The sequence below is a fragment of the Kordiimonas pumila genome (assembly GCF_015240255.1).
In the GTDB taxonomy this organism is placed as follows: domain Bacteria; phylum Pseudomonadota; class Alphaproteobacteria; order Sphingomonadales; family Kordiimonadaceae; genus Kordiimonas; species Kordiimonas pumila.
Window position 1 is genome coordinate 3,166,892 of record NZ_CP061205.1, and the last position, 21,681, is coordinate 3,188,572.

The 21,681-nt window shown below is 44.9% G+C and carries 19 protein-coding genes; 6 read left to right on the top strand and 13 right to left on the bottom strand.

The features are described 5' to 3' along the window. Positions 1 to 49: 49 nt before the first annotated feature. The 4 genes from ICL80_RS13985 to ICL80_RS14000 form a co-directional block, all read right to left on the bottom strand. Positions 50 to 1,825, bottom strand: coding sequence for a sodium:solute symporter family protein (locus ICL80_RS13985; RefSeq protein WP_194213293.1), 1,776 nt, complete (start codon positions 1,823 to 1,825; stop codon positions 50 to 52). A 13-nt stretch (positions 1,826 to 1,838) separates the two neighbouring features. Beyond that, the gene (locus ICL80_RS13990) at positions 1,839 to 2,135 is read right to left on the bottom strand and encodes a DUF4212 domain-containing protein (protein WP_194213296.1); all 297 of its coding nucleotides are present in this window, start codon (positions 2,133 to 2,135) and stop codon (positions 1,839 to 1,841) included. A 167-nt stretch (positions 2,136 to 2,302) separates the two neighbouring features. Continuing rightward, positions 2,303 to 3,370, bottom strand: coding sequence for a branched-chain amino acid aminotransferase (locus ICL80_RS13995; protein WP_194213297.1), 1,068 nt, complete (start codon positions 3,368 to 3,370; stop codon positions 2,303 to 2,305). Between the two features lie 46 nt (positions 3,371 to 3,416). Continuing rightward, the gene (locus ICL80_RS14000) at positions 3,417 to 6,929 is read right to left on the bottom strand and encodes an indolepyruvate ferredoxin oxidoreductase family protein (protein ID WP_194213299.1); all 3,513 of its coding nucleotides are present in this window, start codon (positions 6,927 to 6,929) and stop codon (positions 3,417 to 3,419) included. Between the two features lie 156 nt (positions 6,930 to 7,085). Between ICL80_RS14000 and ICL80_RS14005 the strand changes: the two genes are divergently transcribed. Next, positions 7,086 to 7,544: an Lrp/AsnC family transcriptional regulator gene (locus tag ICL80_RS14005; RefSeq protein ID WP_194213302.1), complete on the top strand. Its 459-nt coding sequence runs from the start codon at positions 7,086 to 7,088 to the stop codon at positions 7,542 to 7,544. Between the two features lie 6 nt (positions 7,545 to 7,550). Here ICL80_RS14005 and phbB read toward each other — a convergent pair whose 3' ends face one another. Next, the gene (gene phbB, locus ICL80_RS14010; RefSeq protein WP_194213305.1) at positions 7,551 to 8,288 is read right to left on the bottom strand and encodes an acetoacetyl-CoA reductase; all 738 of its coding nucleotides are present in this window, start codon (positions 8,286 to 8,288) and stop codon (positions 7,551 to 7,553) included. A 288-nt stretch (positions 8,289 to 8,576) separates the two neighbouring features. Further along, positions 8,577 to 10,211, bottom strand: coding sequence for a polyhydroxyalkanoate depolymerase (phaZ, locus tag ICL80_RS14015; RefSeq protein ID WP_194213307.1), 1,635 nt, complete (start codon positions 10,209 to 10,211; stop codon positions 8,577 to 8,579). 66 nt (positions 10,212 to 10,277) lie between these two features. Between phaZ and ICL80_RS14020 the strand changes: the two genes are divergently transcribed. The 4 genes from ICL80_RS14020 to phaR all read left to right on the top strand — a co-directional run bounded on the left by ICL80_RS14020 (position 10,278) and on the right by phaR (position 13,995). Continuing rightward, positions 10,278 to 12,059: a PHA/PHB synthase family protein gene (locus ICL80_RS14020; RefSeq protein WP_194213309.1), complete on the top strand. Its 1,782-nt coding sequence runs from the start codon at positions 10,278 to 10,280 to the stop codon at positions 12,057 to 12,059. Between the two features lie 108 nt (positions 12,060 to 12,167). After that, positions 12,168 to 12,611 carry a phasin, PhaP gene (locus ICL80_RS14025; protein WP_194213312.1) on the top strand — a complete coding sequence of 148 codons (444 nt, stop codon included), beginning with the start codon at positions 12,168 to 12,170 and terminating at the stop codon, positions 12,609 to 12,611. Between the two features lie 231 nt (positions 12,612 to 12,842). Then, complete coding sequence (locus ICL80_RS14030) at positions 12,843 to 13,265, top strand: phasin, PhaP (protein ID WP_194213314.1); 423 nt, start codon at positions 12,843 to 12,845, stop codon at positions 13,263 to 13,265. A gap of 142 nt (positions 13,266 to 13,407) precedes the next feature. Then, entirely contained in the window at positions 13,408 to 13,995 is a 588-nt protein-coding gene (gene phaR, locus ICL80_RS14035) for a polyhydroxyalkanoate synthesis repressor PhaR (RefSeq protein ID WP_194213316.1), read from the top strand. A gap of 25 nt (positions 13,996 to 14,020) precedes the next feature. Here the strand turns inward: phaR and ICL80_RS14040 are convergent, their stop codons facing one another. The 5 genes from ICL80_RS14040 to hppD form a co-directional block, all read right to left on the bottom strand. Next, positions 14,021 to 14,803, bottom strand: coding sequence for a 3-hydroxybutyrate dehydrogenase (locus ICL80_RS14040; protein ID WP_194213318.1), 783 nt, complete (start codon positions 14,801 to 14,803; stop codon positions 14,021 to 14,023). Between the two features lie 269 nt (positions 14,804 to 15,072). Then, positions 15,073 to 15,720: a maleylacetoacetate isomerase gene (maiA, locus tag ICL80_RS14045; protein ID WP_228073557.1), complete on the bottom strand. Its 648-nt coding sequence runs from the start codon at positions 15,718 to 15,720 to the stop codon at positions 15,073 to 15,075. Continuing rightward, positions 15,717 to 17,018 carry a fumarylacetoacetase gene (gene fahA / locus ICL80_RS14050; protein ID WP_194213320.1) on the bottom strand — a complete coding sequence of 434 codons (1,302 nt, stop codon included), beginning with the start codon at positions 17,016 to 17,018 and terminating at the stop codon, positions 15,717 to 15,719. The genes maiA and fahA overlap by 4 nt, the downstream gene beginning before the upstream one ends. A 14-nt stretch (positions 17,019 to 17,032) precedes the next feature. Beyond that, positions 17,033 to 17,566 (bottom strand): VOC family protein, encoded by a 534-nt coding sequence (locus ICL80_RS14055; RefSeq protein WP_194213322.1) that lies wholly within the window; start codon positions 17,564 to 17,566, stop codon positions 17,033 to 17,035. A 12-nt stretch (positions 17,567 to 17,578) separates the two neighbouring features. Continuing rightward, entirely contained in the window at positions 17,579 to 18,655 is a 1,077-nt protein-coding gene (hppD, locus tag ICL80_RS14060) for a 4-hydroxyphenylpyruvate dioxygenase (protein WP_194213324.1), read from the bottom strand. 126 nt (positions 18,656 to 18,781) lie between these two features. Between hppD and ICL80_RS14065 the strand changes: the two genes are divergently transcribed. Further along, positions 18,782 to 19,267 (top strand): MarR family winged helix-turn-helix transcriptional regulator, encoded by a 486-nt coding sequence (locus ICL80_RS14065; protein ID WP_194213326.1) that lies wholly within the window; start codon positions 18,782 to 18,784, stop codon positions 19,265 to 19,267. On the opposite strand, the gene ICL80_RS14070 is transcribed toward ICL80_RS14065, so the two are convergent. Next, complete coding sequence (locus ICL80_RS14070; protein WP_194213328.1) at positions 19,248 to 19,847, bottom strand: bifunctional 4-hydroxy-2-oxoglutarate aldolase/2-dehydro-3-deoxy-phosphogluconate aldolase; 600 nt, start codon at positions 19,845 to 19,847, stop codon at positions 19,248 to 19,250. The two genes, ICL80_RS14065 and ICL80_RS14070, sit on opposite strands and share 20 nt — an antisense overlap. A gap of 21 nt (positions 19,848 to 19,868) precedes the next feature. Continuing rightward, positions 19,869 to 21,668 carry a phosphogluconate dehydratase gene (gene edd, locus ICL80_RS14075; protein ID WP_194213330.1) on the bottom strand — a complete coding sequence of 600 codons (1,800 nt, stop codon included), beginning with the start codon at positions 21,666 to 21,668 and terminating at the stop codon, positions 19,869 to 19,871. Positions 21,669 to 21,681: the final 13 nt, after the last annotated feature.

Below are 21,681 nucleotides of genomic sequence, written 5' to 3' on the forward strand. Positions count from 1 at the left end.
CATGTCATTACCAACATGCCTGACAGTAGGTCAAGAACACTAATAGCCGTTAATGTACATGGCCTGCTTTTGCGCCAGATGGTATCCTGATATCCTCTACCAACGCCTGAACTTCAGGAGGCGGAGCTTTGGTTGTTTTTGAAACAATGGCAGAAACCATAAAGTTCAAAACCATTCCCACAGCGCCTATACCCTCTGGGGAAATACCAAAGAGCCAGTTTTCTTCTGTATTTAATTCAGGAGATACAAATTTAAAAAAGACAATATAGGCAAACGTTGAGAATAAACCAACCAGCATGCCAGCAATTGCTCCCTCCTTATTCATTCGACGCGAAAATATCCCCATAAGAATTGCAGGAAATAGGCTAGCTGCGGCAAGCCCGAAAGCAAATGCGACCACTTGCGCTACAAACCCAGGTGGGTTGATGCCAAGGTAGCCTGCCACACCAATGGCGCATGCAGCAGCAAGCCGTGCATAACGAAGCTCCTGCTTGTCTGTAATAGCTGGCATAAAAGTTTTTTTCAGTAAATCATGGCTAACAGCAGACGAAATTACGAGCAAAAGCCCCGCCGCCGTTGAAAGTGCAGCTGCCAAACTACCTGCAGCAACAAGTGCAATTACCCAGTTAGGCAACTGGGCAATTTCAGGGTTTGCCAAAACCATAATATCACGGTCGACATAAACTTCATTGGCGTTTGCAGTTGTAGTATTCAGAACAATCCTTTCGCCGCTTACCCCGCGCCCATCTTCCTTGAAAGTTGGGGTGCCTTCAAACGGCGCCCCCGCCCGGTACTGAATGGCGCCATCACCATTTTTGTCCTGCCAACCAATCAGCCCCAATGTTTCCCAATTTTTAAACCATTGAGGTGTTGCCTGATACGGCGTTTCATTCACTTCATTAATAAAGTTGATACGCGCGAAAGCCCCAACAGCAGGTGCTGTTGTATATAGAATGGCAATAAACACGAGCGCCCACCCTGCTGATTTACGAGCATCTGAAACCTTCGGTACTGTAAAAAAGCGCACAATAACATGAGGCAACCCAGCTGTTCCCACCATGAGGGCAGCTGTAATCGCAAATATGTCAGCCTTGGACTTTGTGCCCTCAGTATAGGCATTAAAACCTAAATCCTGAAGTACACTATCAAGCTTACCAAGCACCGTCAGACCAGAGCCATCAGTTACCTCTGCGCCCAAACCAAATTGAGGTACAGGGTTGCCTGTAACCATCATCGAAATAAATATCGCTGGTACAGTATAAGCAAAAATCAACACACAGAATTGTGCGACCTGTGTGTAGGTAATACCTTTCATTCCACCAAGAACAGCATACATAAAGACAATTGCCATGCCCGCAACTACACCGGTATTTATATCAACTTCCAGAAAGCGGGAAAACACAATACCGACGCCGCGCATTTGCCCGGCAACATATGTAAAACTAATAAAAATAAGGCAAACAACAGCAACAAGCCGTGCTGCATCGCTGTAATATCTGTCGCCAATAAAATCGGGTACCGTAAACTTGCCAAACTTACGCAGATAAGGTGCTAGAAGAAGAGCAAGCAACACATACCCACCAGTCCAGCCCATCAAATAAACAGAGCCATCATAGCCTAAAAAGGCAATGAGGCCAGCCATAGAAATGAACGACGCCGCGCTCATCCAGTCAGCGGCGGTTGCCATACCATTCACAACCGGATGAATACCACCACCAGCCACATAAAATTCTTTAGTTGAACCAACACGCGACCAAACCGCAATGCCAATATAAAGCGCAAAAGAAATCCCTACAAATATATAGGTAAGGGTTGAAGCATCCATGATCTATCCTCCCTTAATCTTCTAGGCCATGTTTTTGCTCTAACCTACGCATCAGCGCGGCATAAACAAAAATAAGGATCACAAAAACATAAATAGATCCTTGCTGAGCAAACCAGAAACCAAGCTTTACACCAAAAAAATCTATAGCATTGAGAGCATCAACAAATAAAATACCCGCACCGAAAGAAACCGCGAACCAAACAGCGAGTAGCTTCAACAACAGGCTGATATTCTCTTTCCAGTAACTATTGGCATTTTTTTGATGTGCACTAATCGTGATATCGCCATCCGGCTTTGATGGTTTTTCCATATTCCCCTCCAGTTTCCCAGTTCCCAATAATATTGGTACAGTGCAAAAACGCTACATGCAAAAGGAATTAAAATTTTGGCCTAATGGCAGTACTATTAAGGCTGATCAGACAAAAAAGGCCCTGATTTCATCAGAGCCTTTTTGCTTAATACATATATAAAACCGACCTAATCGATCACATGAACCCAGTTAAATGGGTCTTCTGCCGTGCCGTATTGAATGCCCGTTAGCGAATCGTAAAGTTTTTTAGCAACAGGCCCGGCTTTATTATCATTGATAATGTAATCTTCACCTTTGAAGCATAGACGCCCAATCGGGGATATTACAGCCGCCGTCCCGCAGCCAAATACTTCTGTGATTTTACCAGCCTTGATATCAGCAAGAATGGTATTCACGTCCAGCCGCGCTTCCTCGACCTCGAATCCAATATGCGGCGCCAGTTTAAGGACAGAATCACGTGTAATACCAGGTAGAATACTGCCACTCAGCGACGGTGTTACAACCCTTTCACCGCCGTAAACAAAGCACACATTCATTGCGCCTACTTCTTCAGCATAGCGGCCCTCCACAGCATCAAGCCACAGAACCTGTGTGTAGCCTTTACTTGCTACATCTTCACTCACCAGCAGGCTTGCGGCGTAGTTACCGCCCGTTTTTGCCTCACCTACACCGCCAACTACAGCACGGCGGTATTTATCAGAAATATAGACAGAAACAGGGTTGAGCCCTTCCTTGAAATATGGACCAACAGGGCTTGTAATGATGAAATGCATGTAGGCTTTGGCCGCGCCAAGACCCAACTTAGGGCTAGTGGCAATCATTGTTGGCCGAATATAAAGCGATGAGCCAGGCTCAGATGGCACCCATTTTTGGTCTAGGCTAATGAGCTTTTCAAGTGCTTCCAAATGGACAGCTTCATCCACTTCAGGCATTACCATACGCGCAGCCGACCGGTTAAAACGCTTGATGTTTGCGTCCGGCCTAAAAAAGCTAACCTTACCATCTGGGCGGCGATAAGCTTTCATGCCTTCAAAAATTTCTTGTCCATAATGAAGTACTGCCGCCGCCGGGCTTAATTTCAAATCATGGAAACGGCCAATAACTGCATCATGCCACCCAAGGCCATCATCATAGAGCTGGGTAAACATATGGTCAGCAAACGCCGCGCCAAAAGCGAGCTCTTTGGGGCATGAACCACGTTCGTTTTCTGGTATTGGATTCACGGTAATAGACATACGATTAATTCCTAAATCAGTTCCTGCTTTCTAAAACACCAAAAAATCAAGCTGACAAGCGATTTATCGCTTCTACAGCTGACTTTGCTGGGTCTTGCCGCTGTTCTTTTTCATGCCCTGCCTTAAATTGTGCGATCATGTCATGCCATGAGCCATCTATTTTTGCAATATTGAGTTCTTTAATATGGCCATATCCACGAATTTGTTCAGGGAAAGCCGCAATCTGGCATGCAAAATCAAGATTCCCCGCAGTCAGGTTGTCGAGCAAATCATCAACTAATTGCTGATATTCAACAATCAGCTTCCGCTCCTGCTTTCGTTCCCGCGTATATGAAAAAATATCAAAAGCTGTGCCGCGCAAAACCTTAAACTGCGCCAATAACTTTAGAAACGGCAATATCCAGCCTTTAAAATGAACCTTCTTAGCCACGCCTGTTTTTTTATCTGGCCTAGATATAATAGGCGGCGCCATATGGAACGTAAGCTTATAATCGCCTTCAAATGTTTCGTTCAAATCATTGAAGAAGCTTTTATGGGTTAAAAGCCTTGCCACTTCATACTCGTCTTTATAGGCCATTAATTTAAAAGCATATTTAGCCACTGTTTTAGCCAAAACCTCAGAGCTTGGATTTAACGCCTGTTCGCTCGCCCTAACCTTTTCAATTAATTGAGTATAAACACCCGCATAACTGCTATTTTGATAATCGGTCAGGAACGCAGACCTTTCCTGAATAATATCATCCAGCGTTGCTTCTTGTTTTTGCTTAGTATCACCCATTAATGCAGCTAATTGCTTGCTGTCATATGCCGCAAGCCTGCCTGCTGTGAAGGCCTTTTTATTAGCTTCTACAGCAACACCGTTTAATTCAATCGCTTGGTAAAGCGATGATAACTGTAATGGTACACATCCTCGTTGGTAAGCATACCCCAGCATAAATATATTTGCTGTCGTTGTGCCCCCAAGTAGTTTTTGGGTCACTTTGTAAGCATCCGTTACATTGGTTTCCAATGCTCGCTGCTGCAGCAAAGAAATAATCTTTTGGTTTTCATCCGGGATATTTTTACCCAGCACAAAAGCTGACGTTGGCATAACATCAGTATTAATGATTACCTTGGTTTTGTTCACCTGAAGTTTGGACAGGCACGATGCTTCAGAACTTGCGGCAACAAGATCACAGGCAATAAGAGCATTGGCCCCGGCATCCCCTATTCTAACCGCATGGAGATGTGCCGCGCTAGAGGCAATTCGGATATGCGAATATACAGCCCCGCCTTTTTGAGCAAGGCCTGTTTGGTCAAGCGTTGTAACCGCCTTGCCTTCAATATGCGCTGCCATTGAAAGAAGGGCGCCCACAGTCACCACCCCAGTACCACCAATACCCGTTACCAGCGTGTTCCAAGGCGCGTCAAGAGATGGAAGCACAGGGTCTGGGAGTGATGCTGTCACCATTTCCGGGTCAAACTCGGCCCCGGCAGACTTACGCAGCTTACCACCCTCAACTGTTACAAAAGATGGGCAAAAGCCCTTAACACAAGACATATCTTTATTACAGCTTGTCTGGTTAATTTGACGTTTTGTACCAAAAGAGGTTTCTTTGGGTTCTACAGAGATACAGTTAGACTGTACGGAACAATCACCGCATCCTTCACAAACAAGGGAGTTGATAAAGGCGCGCCGATTTGGGTCTGGTAACAGCCCGCGTTTGCGTTTTCTACGCAGCTCTGTCGCGCAGGTCTGATCATACAGAATACAGGTAACACCTGCATGTTCCCTCAGTTCCCGCTGGATTGCATCCATATCATCCCGGTGACGTATTTCAACATTTTCAGGAAGCGTAAAGGCCTGTTGATACTTGCTTGTATCATCCATAACCCACACCAGCTTTTTCACGCCCTCTGCCATCACTTGGCGTACAATCATATCAGGTCGTAGTTCGCCGTCATGTGGTTGGCCACCTGTCATGGCAACAGCATCATTAAACAGTATTTTATAGGTTACATTCACACCAGCTGCAACAGAGGCCCGAACAGCCAAAACACCCGAATGGAAATACGTCCCATCTCCCAAGTTCACAAAAACATGAGGGGTATCAGTAAAGCCTGCCTGCCCCACCCAGTTCACACCTTCACCGCCCATTTGGGTAAAGGTTTGGGTGTTCCTGTCCATTGTCTGAACAAGGTAGTGACAGCCAATACCAGCTAAAGCACGAGAACCATCAGGAACTTTGGTTGATGTGTTATGAGGGCACCCTGAGCAAAAGAATGGTGCACGCTGCGTTTTTAAAGAAACTTCTGCGGCTAGCCGCTTGCCTTCAAGCAACTGGCTGAGCCGGGTTTTCATACCCTCACCCATCTTTTCAGAAGGGATTATGCGGGCCAGTGCCTCAGCGACTACCGCGGGCGACAATTCCCCATATGATGACAGCAATGGTTTATCGTTCGAATCATTTTTGCCCAAAATTTGTGGGAAGTGCGGGTCTTTAACGATATAATTATACAGCTCTTCTTTCATTTGAACTTCAATCAGGCTGCGTTTTTCCTCAATAACAAACAGATGATCAAGCCCGTGCGAAAATTTCCTGATAATTTCTACATCAAGTGGGTATGTCATACCTATTTTGAGAATTCTAATTCCCAGATCTTTTAGCTTGCCTTCGTCAATGCCCAAATCTGAAAGCGCTTGCATCAAATCAAGATGTGCTTTTCCTGCCGTTACAATACCAAGGCTTGCCTCAGGATTCTCGAACACAACCTTATTAATTTTATTTGCCCTACAAAATGCGAGAGCCGCAGGCCTTTTATAGCGCCACAGCCGCTCTTCTTGCTCAAGCGGAGCATCTGGCAAGCGAATATTCAAACCACCTGCAGGCATTTCAAAATCTTTTGGATACTCTATCTGTACACGGTCAGGCCCAACATCCACGGTTGCTGAACTATCCATATTCTCAGTCAAGGTTATCAAGGCTGTCCAACACCCACTAAAGCGAGAGAGTTCTATGCCATATATGCCATAGTCGAGTACTTCCTGAACATCTGATGGGTTCAGTACAGGCATGTGCATATCAACAAAAGCAAACTCACTCTGCCCCGGATAAGACGATGATTTACAGCCGTGATCATCGCCTGCAATAACAAGGACACCACCACGGCGCGATGAACCCGCAGCATTGCCATGCCTGAAAGCATCTGTCGAGCGATCAACACCCGGCGTTTTGCCGTACCAAATACCGCAAACACCATCAACCGTTGCCCCGTCAAACAAATTTACCTGCTGGGAACCCCAAACAGCGGTAGCAGCAAGTTCCTCATTCACACCAGGCTGAAACCTGACATTGAAACTATCTAAAAGCTTTTTATTACGGGTTAACTGAAAATCATACCCACCAAGTGGGGACCCCCGGTAACCAGAAATGAACACCCCAGTATTAAGATTGTTTTTTCGGTCACGCCGCATCTGGTCCATAGGCAAACGCACAAGAGCCTGAATACCAGATAAAAGCACAGAGCCGCTTTCCGCAGTGAATCGATCATTCAAGGTAATGGGGAGATTATCAGGCATAAAGGGATACCTTTTCCATATTATGTTGGCCCAAGGATATTAAGCTTTAGCATACATGCTTCGTAAAATTATTTTTTTGCTATTTTTTGCTGAAATCTCTATAATACTAGGTCATATATCATATTTTCTTTGTAAAATTAGGATAGTTATTTCATCATGGAAATCGACAAGTTTGATCGTACCATATTAGAAGCTTTACAGGAGAATGCCGACTATTCCATGGCAGAGCTCGGTGAAAAGGTTGGCTTATCACACACCCCTTGCTGGCGGCGTATTAAGCGTTTGCACAAAGAAGGTATTATCAAAGGTAAAGTTACCTTACTAGACCCACAAAAGCTTGGTTTAAGCGTTACCGTATACGCCTATATCACCATAAAAAGCCATGACGAACTATCGCTAGAAGCATTTGAAACCGCGGTTCAAAGCGTGAAAAATATTGTTGAATGCAACTCAACAAGCGGTGAAAAAGATTATCTGCTCAGGATAATTGTTCAAAGTGTTGGTCACTATGAGCAATTCCTGAAACAGACATTAATGCATTTACCGAACGTTGCGGCTGTTAATTCGACATTTGCCTTGAAACAGGTCAAATATACTACTGAGCTTCCTCTTTAAAAAAGCTTAGTACATATGCTGCCCACCATTGATTGAAATGGTTGAGCCATTTACAAATTCACTGTCTGCCCGCACTAAAAACCAGACTGCATTTGCAATCTCAAGCGGATTACCGAGCCTGCCAATAGGAATGTTTGCAATAATTTTATCAAGTACATTTTGTGGTACGGCTGCAACCATATCAGTTGCGACATAACCTGGCGCAACAGCATTAACTGTTACATTAAATTTTGCGCCCTCTTGAGCCATAGCCTTAGTCATGCCAATAACACCGGCCTTCGCTGCACAGTAATTAACCTGCCCATACTGGCCACCCTGCCCGTTAATGGAGCTAATATTCACAATACGACCAAAATGAGCATCCAGCATATCCTGCCACAAAACCTTGCTCATATTAAACACCGATGTCAGGTTAGTAGAAATAACATCATCCCACATGCTTCTGTTCATGCGCTTCAGGGTCCCATCACGGGTGATACCGGCATTATTAACAAGGACTGTTATAAGCCCGTGTTTTTCTTTGATCTCAGCCACAGCTTTTTCGCAAGCATCAAAGTCTGCAACATCCCACTTATAGGCTGGAATGCCGGTTTCTTCTCTAAACTGATCAGCAACACTTTCGTTGCCGCCGTACCCAGCCACTACATTATAGCCCTTTTGGGCTAATAGTTCGCATATACCACGGCCAATACCGCGCGTACCGCCGGTTACGATTGCTGTATACGGCTTTTCATAAGTTGCCATAATCACTCCCCCTTTTATGACGTCACCAAAATTGAATCAGGTACCTTACAGAGGCCTTTTTCTCTGTAGTTTATGACATGATAAAGACATTTACCGGCTCACAGGCAAATAATATCCACTTCTTTTAAAGCATCATTTTAATTAGGTGTCGGGTCAAGGGCTTTTGGATAGATTACATGGTATATTCAGTATATTTACACGTGCCCCACGTAAACACTGCCTATAAAAAAAGCTGCTGCCTTATTAGGCAGCAGCTTTAGGCTCTCAACCTTTTTTACTCTGTAACAATTACACCTTTTTAGACGGTTTCTTCATATCAGCAGACACTGAAGGAGAAGCCTTTGCCGGTGTAGTCTCAGCTTTCAAGGCCGGAGTCGCACTGGTAGCTGTACCCTGTACAGTAACCTTAGCGGGTACTGGTTCAGGTTTTGTTTCTTTCACTACGACTCTACGTGGTGCAACGGGTTTTGCCTTTATTGCTTTAGCTCGCCCTGCTTTCTTCACTGCAGGCTTCGATATTCGTTTCGCAACAGCTTTTTTCTTAACAGTCGTTGCTTTAGCTTTTTGCACCGGCTCGCCTGTTTTTACAGCAATTGTCTTCGTAGGCGGCGGTGTTGCTGCAATTTTTGGTTTCTCCGGTATGTCTTTAACAGGCTCAGCCTTCTCCGCGGCAACAGGTTCAGAATTTGCATCAATAAACGCAAGCACCATCGGGCGAATGTTCACCCGCCATGATGTGCCACTAAAAATACCATAATGTCCAGCATCTGGCTCAAGATGATGTGCTTTTTTATTTTCCGGCAGGCCTGTAAGGATGCCGTGAGCTGCCTTACATTGCCCTGGCGCCGTAATATCGTCTTTACCACCCTCGACCGTTTTAACTGCCGTGCGTGTAATTTTACCGATATCTACCTTTTTACCATTCACCACGAACTTGTTTTTACCGATCTCATGTTTCTGGAAAACCCGCTCAACAGTTGAGAGGTAAAACTCTGCAGTCATGTCCATAACGGACAGGTATTCATCGTAAAATGTGTTATGATAGTCGTGGTCCGTAGCTTCACCTTGGGCAATAGCCAAAGCTTCATTGATATGAGACTTCAAATGCATCTGCCACTTCATCGACATAAAAGCGGAAAGCTGAATAGCGCCCGGATACACCTGCCGGCCAAATCCTTTAAAGGCTGAGCCAACAGTGTGAACAACAGAGGTTTCCAATTGTTCAATTGAGTATGTATCCCCAAAAACGGTAACATCTGTTTTACTAACGCTCGTATCAATAGGCCCCCCAATAAGGGTAAGAGTTCTTGGCTGTGCATCAGACTTTTCTTCAGCCAGTATAGCTGTGGCGGCAAGCGCGAGCGGTGCAGGTTGACAAATAGCAATCACATTCAAATCTGAGCCAAGTTCTTTCATAAAATCAACGAGATACAGCGTATAATCTTCAATATCAAACTTGCCCTTTGACAAAGGAACATCACGCGCATTTTTCCAGTCCGTTACAAAAACTTCACAGTCTGGTAATAAGCTTTTTACTGTTTTCCTGATAAGTGTTGCATGGTGCCCAGACATAGGGGCCACCAATAAAACACGTCTGCTCGCTGGCTTTTTGCGTGTCTCTTTACGATTCACCCGAAAATGAATCAGGTTACAGAAAGGCTTATCCACAACAGTGTCTGCACTGACAACATATTCACGTTCATCAATCACGATAGTTTCAATGCCCCAGTCAGGTTTTGCCTGAACACGACTATGAGCACGCTCAACAACCTCACCCCACCCAGCGAGAACTCTGGGTATAGGACTTGGTGTCAAACCAAAGGCAGGATTACGCCAGAATGCCTTGGTCGTTGCTCCAAGCCACTGGTTCGTTTGGCGTAAGCTTTCGAAGTAGTCATACGTAATTGGCGATTGAGCAATCATGTTACTTGTCCAATGGAAAAATTAATGTTCATAATGGTTCAGCAACCACAATACAGGATCATTGATATGCCTGAATTTCTACAAGATGATGCCGGTAATTTTGCTAAACTGAAAGCAAATTTTGAAAAACTTGATGAATTAACTAAAAGGCTGGTGGATGCAATTGGCCAAAAAGAGCCGTCTAATCTTGATATTCCCACCCCTAGTTCAGAGTTTTATTCAAAAGCAATGATGGCGTATTTTTCAGAGGTTTTAGATAACCCCGCCAAGCTTATTGAGCAACAGGTGGGCTATTGGCAAGAATCTGTAAATGCATGGGCCGAGGCGCAGTCGCGGCTATTTTCAAAAGAAGATCAAGGCACGCCGAGTACACCAACAAAAGATAAACGCTTCAAAAGCCCTCTCTGGGAAACACACCCCTATTTTAGCTATGTGAAGCAACAATATTTGCTGTCATCCACCGCGATTGAAGAGGCAACACAAAATTTAAGCCATCTATCTCCCTCTGAACAACGCCGGATCAAGTTTTTTACACGCCAGATTGTAGACTTGTTTGCCCCGTCAAACTTTCTTGCCACAAACCCTGAAGCCTTAAACAAAGCGGTTGAAACCGGCGGGCAATCCTTAGTTGATGGCCTAGAAAAACTGGTAAAAGATCTGGAAGACAATGATGGTCGCCTTGCTGTTACCCTAACCGACCCTGATGCTTTTGAGATAGGTAAAAACATTGCCACGACAGAAGGTTCTGTTGTTTTTCAAAACAGAATGTTTCAATTGATACAATATAAGCCTCTGACAGAAACCGTCTTTAAAACACCGCTTCTTATCCTGCCTCCTTGGATTAACAAATACTATATTCTCGACATGAAGCCCGAAAATAGCATGGTAAAATACCTTGTAGAGCAAGGATACACCGTTTTTATTGTATCATGGGTAAACCCTGACAGCAGCTACCGCGATGTAGGTATCGATACATATCTTGAGGAAGGTTTATTAACAGCGCTTAACACTGTCCTTTCCATAACAGGGGAAGAAAAAGCTAACATTGTAGGATACTGTGTTGGAGGCACCTTGCTTGCTATTGCTTTGGCGTGGATGGCAAAAAAGAAAATCAATACAGTCAAATCCGCCACATTCTTTACAACACTTACTGACTTCGAAGACCCTGGCGAATTAAATGTCTTTATTGAGGAAGGCTTTTTGACCGGCATTGAAAAAGATGTTGATGAAAAAGGCTATATGGATTCCTTTTATCTCACCCGTACTTTTAGTTTCCTTCGCGCTAATGATCTCGTATATGGGCCCGCCATTCGCTCTTACATGATGGGCGAAGCACCGCCCGTGTTTGATCTATTATACTGGAATAGTGATTCGCCTAATTTGCCAGCCCGCATGACCAAAGAGTACCTTCGCGGCCTTTACATGAATAATGACCTAGCAGAAGGGCGCTTTACAATTTGTGGAGAAAAGCTATCCCTAAAAGCAATCCGTAAACCTCTTTATGCTATTGCCACTGAAAGTGATCATATTGCACCGTGGAAAGCCTCCTTCAAAGGGCTTTCCCAAACACGTGGTAAATCCCGCTTTATTTTATCACAGTCCGGCCATATTGCAGGCGTCGTGAACCCAGCATCTGCCGATAAATACGGCCATTGGACCAACAATAATAAACCCGAGGATATAGATCGCTGGAAAAATGAAGCAACCTTTGCGCCCACATCATGGTGGCGTGACTGGACACAATGGCTGGAAGGCCAATCAGGCAAACAAGAATCCGCAAGGATACCAGGGTCAGAACAATACCACATTATTGAGCCCGCACCGGGCTCTTACGTAGTTAAACGTTAGCCAAAATATTTTTCCGCCGCATTGCAGCATTTTATGCTTGCCATTCTGCGTCGCAGCATATATACATAATGCAGATGCAGCAAAATTCTTTGTCTTCGGAGAGAAAAAATGGCAGTTAAATTTGACACACCAGATTTTACAAAAGCTTTTGAAACTTTTTTCAAAGCAGTCCCAAAAGACGCGTCTGCCTTTGAAGGTGCCTTTAAAAGCACGTCAGAATTTGCTAGCAAATATAGCGATATTGTCATTGGTGCAGCACAGAAAAATGTTGATCTGAGCGCAGCTTGGACAAAAGCAACACTTAACAGCTTCGATAAAATGGCGAAGCCTCAAGACGAAGTCGGTGCTTATGCTAAAGTAGCAAGCGACACATACACAGACATGATGCAAACTGCACCAGAGCGTATTGCAGACTATGCAGAAATTGCAAAGCAAGCACAACTTGATACAATTGAATTATTCATGGCTGCTGGCAAAAAATCAGCAACTACAGCAACTAAAGCTGCAGCAAAAGTTCCTGCCAAAGCAGAGGCTGCAGCAAAAACAGCATAATCTTCCTGGTCCTTACCTTCCCCAAAGTAATCTTCCCCCCAGGAAGCATTAAGAGCGAACCCTTCCCCGGTTCGCTCTTTTCTTTTGTCTCATTAACACTCCTCCACTACCACGTTGTGTTTTAAATAATATTATTTTGCTGCATTGCAGCAAAATGCCCTTGAAATTCTGCATTGCAGCATATATATAGAATGCAAGGGCAGCGACCTTATTTATAAATGGAGAGAAAAAATGGCCGTAAAATTTGACACACCTGATTTCACAAAAGCGTTTGAAACTTTTTTCAAAGCTATCCCAACTGACACATCTGCTTTTGATGAAGCCTTTAAAAGTGCTTCAACATTTGCTGGTAAATACAGCGATATCATGATTGGTGCCGCACAGAAGAATATTGACCTAAGTGCTGCGTGGACAAAAGATGCCCTTGCAGGTCTAGACAAAATTGCTAAGCCTCAAGCAGAAGCCGCCGCATACGAAAAAGTAACGACTGATGTTGTTGGCGATTTTGTACAAGCAACGCCTGAACGCATCGCTGATTTCGCAGAGGTTGCCAAAAAAGCGCAACTAGACACAATTGAACTGTTTATGGCAGCGGGTAAAGAAACTACGGAAACAGCTAAAAAAGCAGTTAAAACTGCTACTAAGGCCGCATAATTTCAAATTATCAGTTCCGGTTATCTTTTCTGTACTATACTAAGGGGCGTACAACTTGTGCGCCCTTTTTATTGGGCGTAAAAGACTATAAAGATTTGCCTGAAAAACGATAATTTGTCATCATAGGGCTGGAGTTACACATATGTCAGAAAAACAAGACCCTATTATAATCAAGCGTTACTCTAGCAGACGCCTCTATAATACAGCGACAAGTACCTATGTAACAACAGATGACATTGCCGAGCTGGTTCGTCAGAATATTGATCTGCAAATAATCGACAGTAAGACAGGCGAAGACATTACCCGCAATATTCTACTACAAATTATTTCTGAACAAGAGCGCGATAACGAAACTGTTTTACCAATTAATATCCTTAAGGATGTTATCCGCGCCTATAACACACAAGCAGAAAGCATGCTGCCTGACTTTCTTGAGCAATCTTTTCAGCTTTATAAGGAACAACAGGAACAGATTCTATCTGGCCTTAGTAAAAACATCCCCCCCGCCATACCCGGCATGAACATGACAGACTGGCAGAATACCCAGCGCCATCTCCTGGATACAATGTTTGGTGGGTGGATGGGAAAAACAGAGAAAAAGTCGACCGAAGACGCTCCTGAAAAAACTGAACCTAGTTCAGCAGGCGAAACGCCAGTTACAGAAGAATCTGATCTGGATGAAATTAAAAAACAGTTAGCTGCACTTCAAACCAAAATCGCCAATATGTAGGAAAACATAAGCTGTGCAACTGAGCTTATTTTGCTGACCAACCACCATCGATAGACAGCATCGCACCAGTAATGGACCGGGCAGAATCTGAGCAAAGATAAGCCGTAAATTCGCTTACCTGCTCTATCGTCACAAACTCTTTTGTAGGTTGCGCAGACAGCATAACATTTTTAACCACGTCTTCTTTTGAAATGTTACGGGCTTTAGCCGTGTCAGCAATCTGGCCTTCAACCAAATCAGTTAACACATACCCTGGGCACAAGGCATTGCATGTGATCTTATGCTCTGCAAGTTCAAGAGCTACTGTTTTAGTTAACCCTGCTATGCCATGCTTGGCTGCAACATACGCAGACTTAAAGGGCGATGCCGACAGCGCATGAGCAGAAGCAATATTTACAATTCGCCCCCAGCCTGCTTTTTTCATGGCTGGTACAGCAAGCCGGATAGTATGAAATGACGAACTAAGATTAATTGCAATAATAGCATCCCACTTTTCAACCGGCATTTCCTCAACCGGCGCAACATGCTGAATGCCTGCGTTATTTACCAAAATATCTACCGAGCCAAATTTTTCAATCGCATCCGTAAATAGCGCTTCAATTTCATGTACCTTGCTAACATCAGCGCCGTTATAAACCACATCAACATCGTAGGTTGTTGCAATATGCTTTTGTACTGCATCAATAGCGGCTCTATCGCCAAAACCATTGAGGACGATATTAACACCTTCCTGAGCAAGCCGGTGTGCAATACCAAGCCCTATGCCACTTGTGGAACCTGTAATAACAGCCGTTTTACCTTGCAACATTGCTTTTCCTCTCATTCATAAACAGGTCACTAAGTCACATAGCACCCACTGCCAATATTTCATCTAATAATGGTGCGCAAACATGATATTTATTTTTCATCTATATGCATGAAAATATCCAACCAATCTTTACATTTTGCTCCACAACTTAGCAAATGAAGTGTCTGGATATTACCACCAGAAGTATCTATTTTTTTGGAATGGTAACATGGGTGCCACCCACCTTTAAAAAGGTAGCGCTGTATGCAGCCTTACAGGCCTAAAACACCTTAATCCGCGTCAGGCTGAACAGAAGGGTGGGCTTTGGTGAATGCCGGATGCTGCAAAGCGTGGCTCGCAACAGCCATCAAACGAGGATATGGCTGTAAATCAACATTAAAGCGCTCTGCCGAATAAATCTGGGGCATGATGTAACAATCAGCAACAGTTGGCGCATCACCAAAAGCAAACTTTCCACCGGCCTTTTCAATCATCGTCTCTAGCGTATCAAAACCGGCACTTATCCATTTTGCCGTCCAGTTTGAGATAGCCGCCTCATCGCCGCCAAGTTCGGTTTTTATATGCTGTAATATACGCAAATTATTAATTGGATGCACATCGCATCCAACAACCGCAGCCATTGCCCGCACATAGGCACGGTCTTGCAAGTTTTTAGGTAACAAAGCCGGTTCTGGGTATGCTTCTTCAAGCCATTCTATAATCGCAGGGCTTTGCGCTAAAATCGCCGTACCCGTATCAAGAGCTGGCACCAGCCCTTGTGGGTTCAACTGAAGGAAAGCGGATTGCTTATGTTGGCCTTGCCGCAAGTCTACTGGGTGCGTCTCATACGCAACCCCTTTTAGATTAAGGGCAATACGAGTTCTGTACGACGTACCTGAGCGCCAGTATCCATATAGTTTCAGCTTATTTTCTATCATCGTGCTGGTTGCACCTTACCTCTGCATGAGCCAAAACCAATTCTAACCCGATTTTCTCTTTCAGCATATGCCGATAATATGAGTTCATCATTATCTTCAAGGAAAGTACGCGTTTCACCATTAGGCAAGGTAATAGGTGCTTTTCCACCATTTGAAAGCTCCAGCAAACTACCATAACTAGACGAATCTGCGCCAGAAAGCGTACCTGTTCCAAGCAAGTCACCCGGTTGCAAATTACAGCCACCTGACGCATGATGTGCCACAAGCTGTGCTGCTGTCCAGTACATGGCTGACATATTACCCTTGCTCAGCCTGCATGGCTCTTCCCCCGCCGCACGCATTTTTTCAGTTAAAATGTGCACTTCCATTATAACATTATAGGCACCTGTTTTCTGGTCCTCTGCATCACTCAGGTATGCAAGTGGTTTTGGATCATCTTCAGGCCGAGCGGGCTGCGCAACCTGATACGGCGCAAGCGCTTCAGTGGTTATAACCCACGGCGAAACTGTAGAAATAAAGTTTTTAGCGAGAAATGGCCCTAAAGGCTGATATTCCCACGCTTGAATATCTCGAGCCGACCAATCATTCAATAAGCATAAGCCTGCAATATGCTGCTTTGCGCTCGCAATTGGTATCGTATCGCCAAGGTCATTACCGTGGCTAACCCAAATACCCATTTCCAGTTCATAATCAAGTCTGTGACAAGGGCCAAAGGCAGGTTCCGAAGCATCCGGCGTTTTAATTTGGCCTTTCGGGCGCGGGAAATTCGTTCCAGAAACGCGAATAGAGCTTGCACGCCCATGATAGCCGATCGGAACATATTTATAATTTGGCAGTAAAGGGTTATCTGGGCGAAACAGTTTGCCAACATTTTCAGCGTGGTTAATACCCGTGTAAAAATCTGTATAGTCCCCAACATGGGCGGGCAGGTACAGTGTGCTGGGAGTAGCCGAAAACAACAGAGGCCTTATCAGGTTTTCTTTTGTGCTGTCAGTCAATAGCGCAAAAACAGCACGGCGCAGAGCACGACGCGGACCTGCACCAAGTGCGAATAAGGCGTTTAAGCTTGACCCACCAGCGGCTTTAGCTGCCAGTGCAGCATCACCCGACAAGTGGCTTTCAAGGCCGCCAAGATCAAGAATATGATCACCAATTGCAATGCCACCCCGTGGTTTATCATCGCCTTCAGGACTAAAAACACCTAGCGGCAAATTTTGCAATGGAAAGTCAGAATGTCCATTTGCATCCTCAAGCCAGCTTTGTGCCTTAGGGTCATGGGTTTCATCAATGTATGTCATAAACTCTGTATCCCTTAAGCTTGTTCATGTAACCATGCAGCATGCTTTGGTGCCTTCTTGGTTTTTGACCATTCTTCGATCATCAAGGGGGCAACTCTGTGAAGCTCTGCCATTTGTTCTTCAGTACCAATATTGGCAGCTAGCTCCAAACGGTGACCGTTCGGGTCAAAAAAATAAATAGACTTAAATATACCGTGATGGGTTGGCCCTAAAACGTCCAGCCCTTGCTCTTCAAGATGGGCTTTTGCTTTCAAAAGCGCATCCATATCCTCAACTTCAAAAGCAATATGCTGGACCCATGCTGGCGTATTCGGGTCTTTTCCCATTTCAGGCGCATTGGGAAGTTCAAAGAATGCCAGCACATTACCCATACCTGCATCCATAAAAATGTGCATATAGGGGTCTTGCTGCTTTGTTGACGGCACTTCATCTTCAGCGATCGCCAAAACGAATTTCATGTTCAGCACTCGCTGATAAAACTCAACTGTTTCCTTGGCATCGCGGCAGCGATAAGCCACATGGTGTATACGTTTAATATTCACAGTCATCACGTTGCCTTTTTATGCTGTTTCAAGCGCGCCGCGTTTAATTTGATCACGCTCGATAGATTCGAAAAGCGCTTTAAAATTACCTTCCCCAAAACCTTCGTCTTTCTTTCTTTGAATAAATTCAAAGAAAACCGGACCAACCATTGTTTCAGAGAAAATTTGCAACAACAGGCGCGGATCACCTTCTGTCGTTGAGCCATCGAGCAAAATACCACGTTTCTGAAGCTCTTCAACTGGCTCCCCGTGGTTTGGTAAGCGCTCATCAAGGCCTTCATAATAGGTTGCTGGCGGCGCAGTCATAAACGGCGCACCAATCTTTTTCAGCGCATCCCAACACTCAAGGAGATTATCACACGAGAAAGCAATATGCTGGATACCTTCCCCGTTATAATCCACTAGAAACTCTTCAATCTGGCCGCGACCGCTAGGGCCCTCCTCATTAAGTGGAATCCGAATTTTACCGTCCGGAGCGGTCATGGCTTTAGATAAAAGGCCTGTGTATTCACCCTTAATGTCAAAATAGCGGATTTCACGAAAGTTGAAGATACGCTCGTAATAATCCGCCCAGTAATCCATCCGCCCACGGTAAACATTATGTGTCAGATGGTCCACGACCTTAAAGCCACAGCCAACTGGATGGCGTTCAACACCTTCAATATATTCAAAATCAATATCGTATATCGTACTACCTGCCTCGTAACGGTCTATAAGGTATAATAAAGCCCCTCCAATACCCTTAATCGCTGGTAGTTTTAGCTCCATTGGGCCAGCTGGTACATCAATAACCTGAGCACCGCGCTCAGCAGCAAGCTTAATTGCTTTATGAGAATCTTTAACCCTAAAAGCCAACCCGCTCACAGATGGGCCATGCTCCAATGCATAATAATAGGCAGGAGACCCTTTTTCATAGTTGGCAATAAAATTGATATCACCTTGGCGCCACAATTCCACATCTTTTGACCTGTGCTTTGCAACCTTGGAAAAACCAATAGTTTGAAAAACCTTCTCCAACACACCTTTTTCAGGTGCTGAGAACTCGACAAACTCAAAACCGTCAAGCCCTAGTGGGTTATCAAAAATATCAGTCATCCTTACCTCCGTATCACCATGTGAATAGTTAATCTGGCATCCCCAGAAACTTTATATTACCTTGTATATCTACAAATTTGCATCTATAGAAACTAGTTTCATATGTAACTATTAGGTTAAACGCCCATGAAAGTCAATGAGAAACTGAAGCCTATTCAGCTTGGTAAATTTTTACCGTACCAAGTTAATGTACTAGCGCACGATATATCAAAGAAAACAGGCCGAGCGGCTGATCAGCTAGGAGGGCTTAGCCTGTCTCAGTGGCGCGTACTAGCAGCGCTTGCAGAAGTGCCAGGGCGTACTGCAAATGAAGTAGTTTCGGTTACCCCAACCGATAAGGTTATTGTTAGCAGGGCTGTAAAAACCTTGCTTGAGATGGGCTTGGTGGTCCGCACGGCTTCACAGGATGATGGCCGCGTTAGCCATCTCTTCCTTACAGAACAAGGCAACGTGATCTACACAAAAATAGCGGAGGCTGTACTTAAAATAGAAGCAGAAATGGTGGCAGGCATTTCTGCAGAAGATGTAAAAATCTTTTCTAGGGTTTTGAGTATACTATCTACACAGATTAGCAAAATCCCACCACAGCAGCTTAGTCCAAATCAAGATTGAGATGGATTTCACCGTCTATACCACGCGGTGTTAACCACGAGCCACCAACCGTTACGACGTTGGGAAGTGACCGATAATCTTCAGCCGTATCAGAAGAAATACCGCCCGTTGGGCAGAATGTTAATTCAGGCAACACGCTGCCAACTGCTTTCAAAAAAGCAGGACCACCCGACACTGCCGCCGGGAAAAACTTTAATTCTGTAAAGCCCCATTCTTTTGCCTGCATTGCTTCTGAAAGCGTTGCAACACCGGGCAAAAACGGCCAGTCCAGTTCTTTAACAGCTTTTGCAAGCTCTTCTGTAAACCCAGGGCTAACGCCAAAAGCGGCGCCTGCTTCTTTTGCGTTCTTTGCTATTTCAGGCGTTAAAACTGTTCCTGCACCAACAACTGCGTCAGCGGGTAAGTCCTTTTTCACTGCAGCAATAGCTGCTAGGCCGCTTTCATGTCGGAGGGTGATTTCTAGAACTTTAAGGCCCGCGCCGTATAGAGCACGACAAACTTGTACAGCCTCTTCTGCGCTTTTAAAGGACAGTACCGGAATAACCGGGCTTGCATTCATGATTTCTAAAATTTTGGTCATTCCTAGATTAATCCCTAACCATTAAAATATTGTAGCACCTTCGCCAGCAGGGCCAGCAAGCCCACGCATCCCAGCAAAAAGATTTCGGCCAAAAGTTTGTAATATTGCAGGTTGCTCAGCAGGATTACGTTCTGCCATTTCTTCTGCGCTTACAAGCACTTCAAGAACACCAGCCTCAGCATCAATGCGCACTATATCACCAGTTTTAACCCGCGCAATCATGCCTCCATTTGCAGCCTCTGGCGTTACATGAATGGCGGCAGGCACCTTTCCTGAAGCACCTGACATACGGCCATCAGTGACCAGTGCAACATGAAAACCTTTATCCTGTAATACACCAAGTGTGGGTGTTAATTTATGCAGCTCTGGCATACCGTTTGCCTTAGGCCCCTGAAAACGAATAACTGCTATAAAATCTTTTTCCATTTCGCCTCTTTTATAGGCATCAATCAGGTCATTTTGATCATCAAAAACTACAGCAGGAGCTTCGACAATACGGTGCTCTGGCTTAACGGCTGATACCTTCATCACAGCCTCCCCCATAGTGCCCTTTAAAACGGCAAGGCCGCCATTTTTCTGAAATGGATTATCAATTTTGCGCAAAATCATATCGTCGCCCGGTTCATCAGGCGCAAGACGCCAAACAGCATGGTCTGCAACAAGAGCTGGCTCTTCGGCAAAAGGCGCTAGCCCTTGCCCTAAAACCGTTTGCACATCATCATGCAGCAACCCCGCCGATAATAGCTCGCGGATCACAAACGGCGTACCTCCAGCTTCATGAAATGCATTCACATCTGCCGTACCGTTTGGATATACTCGGCATAATAGCGGTATAATATCTGAAAGGTCTGCAAAATCCTGCCACGTAATTTTGATGCCTGCTGCCGCTGCAATTGCCACAATATGAAGCGTATGGTTTGTAGAACCACCTGTTGCAAGCAGACCCACCGTACCATTTACAATTGCTTCTTCCGTGACCATTTCTGCAAGCCCATGTTTTTGTAACGGCGATGATAGTGCCACAACACATTCAGCTGCTTTTTCGTTTAGTTTATCACGCAAAGGGTCAGACGGGTTTACAAAACTGCTACCCGGTAACTGTAGGCCCATCATCTCCAGCATCATCTGGTTAGAGTTTGCTGTGCCATAAAATGTACAGGTTCCGGGGCTGTGATATGCCCGAGATTCACTTTGCAAAAGTTCTGCGCGGCCAATATCACCTGATGCATACTGTTGTCGCACCTTGGCCTTCTCAGAATTTGAAATACCCGTTGGCATAGGGCCTGCTGGTAAAAACAAAAATGGAAGATGCCCAAATGACAAGGCACCTATCAGTAAGCCTGGGACAATTTTATCGCATATACCAAACAGCATGCCTGCATCAAAAACATTATGAGACATCGCAATTGCAGTCGCCATCGCAATAACCTCACGGCTAAAGAGCGACATTTCCATACCCACCTGTCCTTGGGTTACCCCATCGCACATTGCAGGCACACCGCCCGCCATTTGTGCCACACCGCCTGCAGCCACAATTTGCGCTTTAACAGTATCCAGCATTTTATGATATGGCTGGTGGGCAGAAAGCATATCATTATAGGCACTGACAATAGCGATATTTGCCATACCGTCTTGCATCAGCTTGCCTTTTTCCGCATCAGAGCACGCTGCAAGGGCATGTGCCAAATTCCCGCAGGAAAGCCTAGGCCGCGCACGCCCTTCTGATCGCATGGCATCAATTCGTTCCATATATCCTTGGCGGCTGCCTTTTGATCTCTCTTTTATACGGTTCGTTATATCTATGAGTGTTTTATTGGTCATTATTTTATGTCCT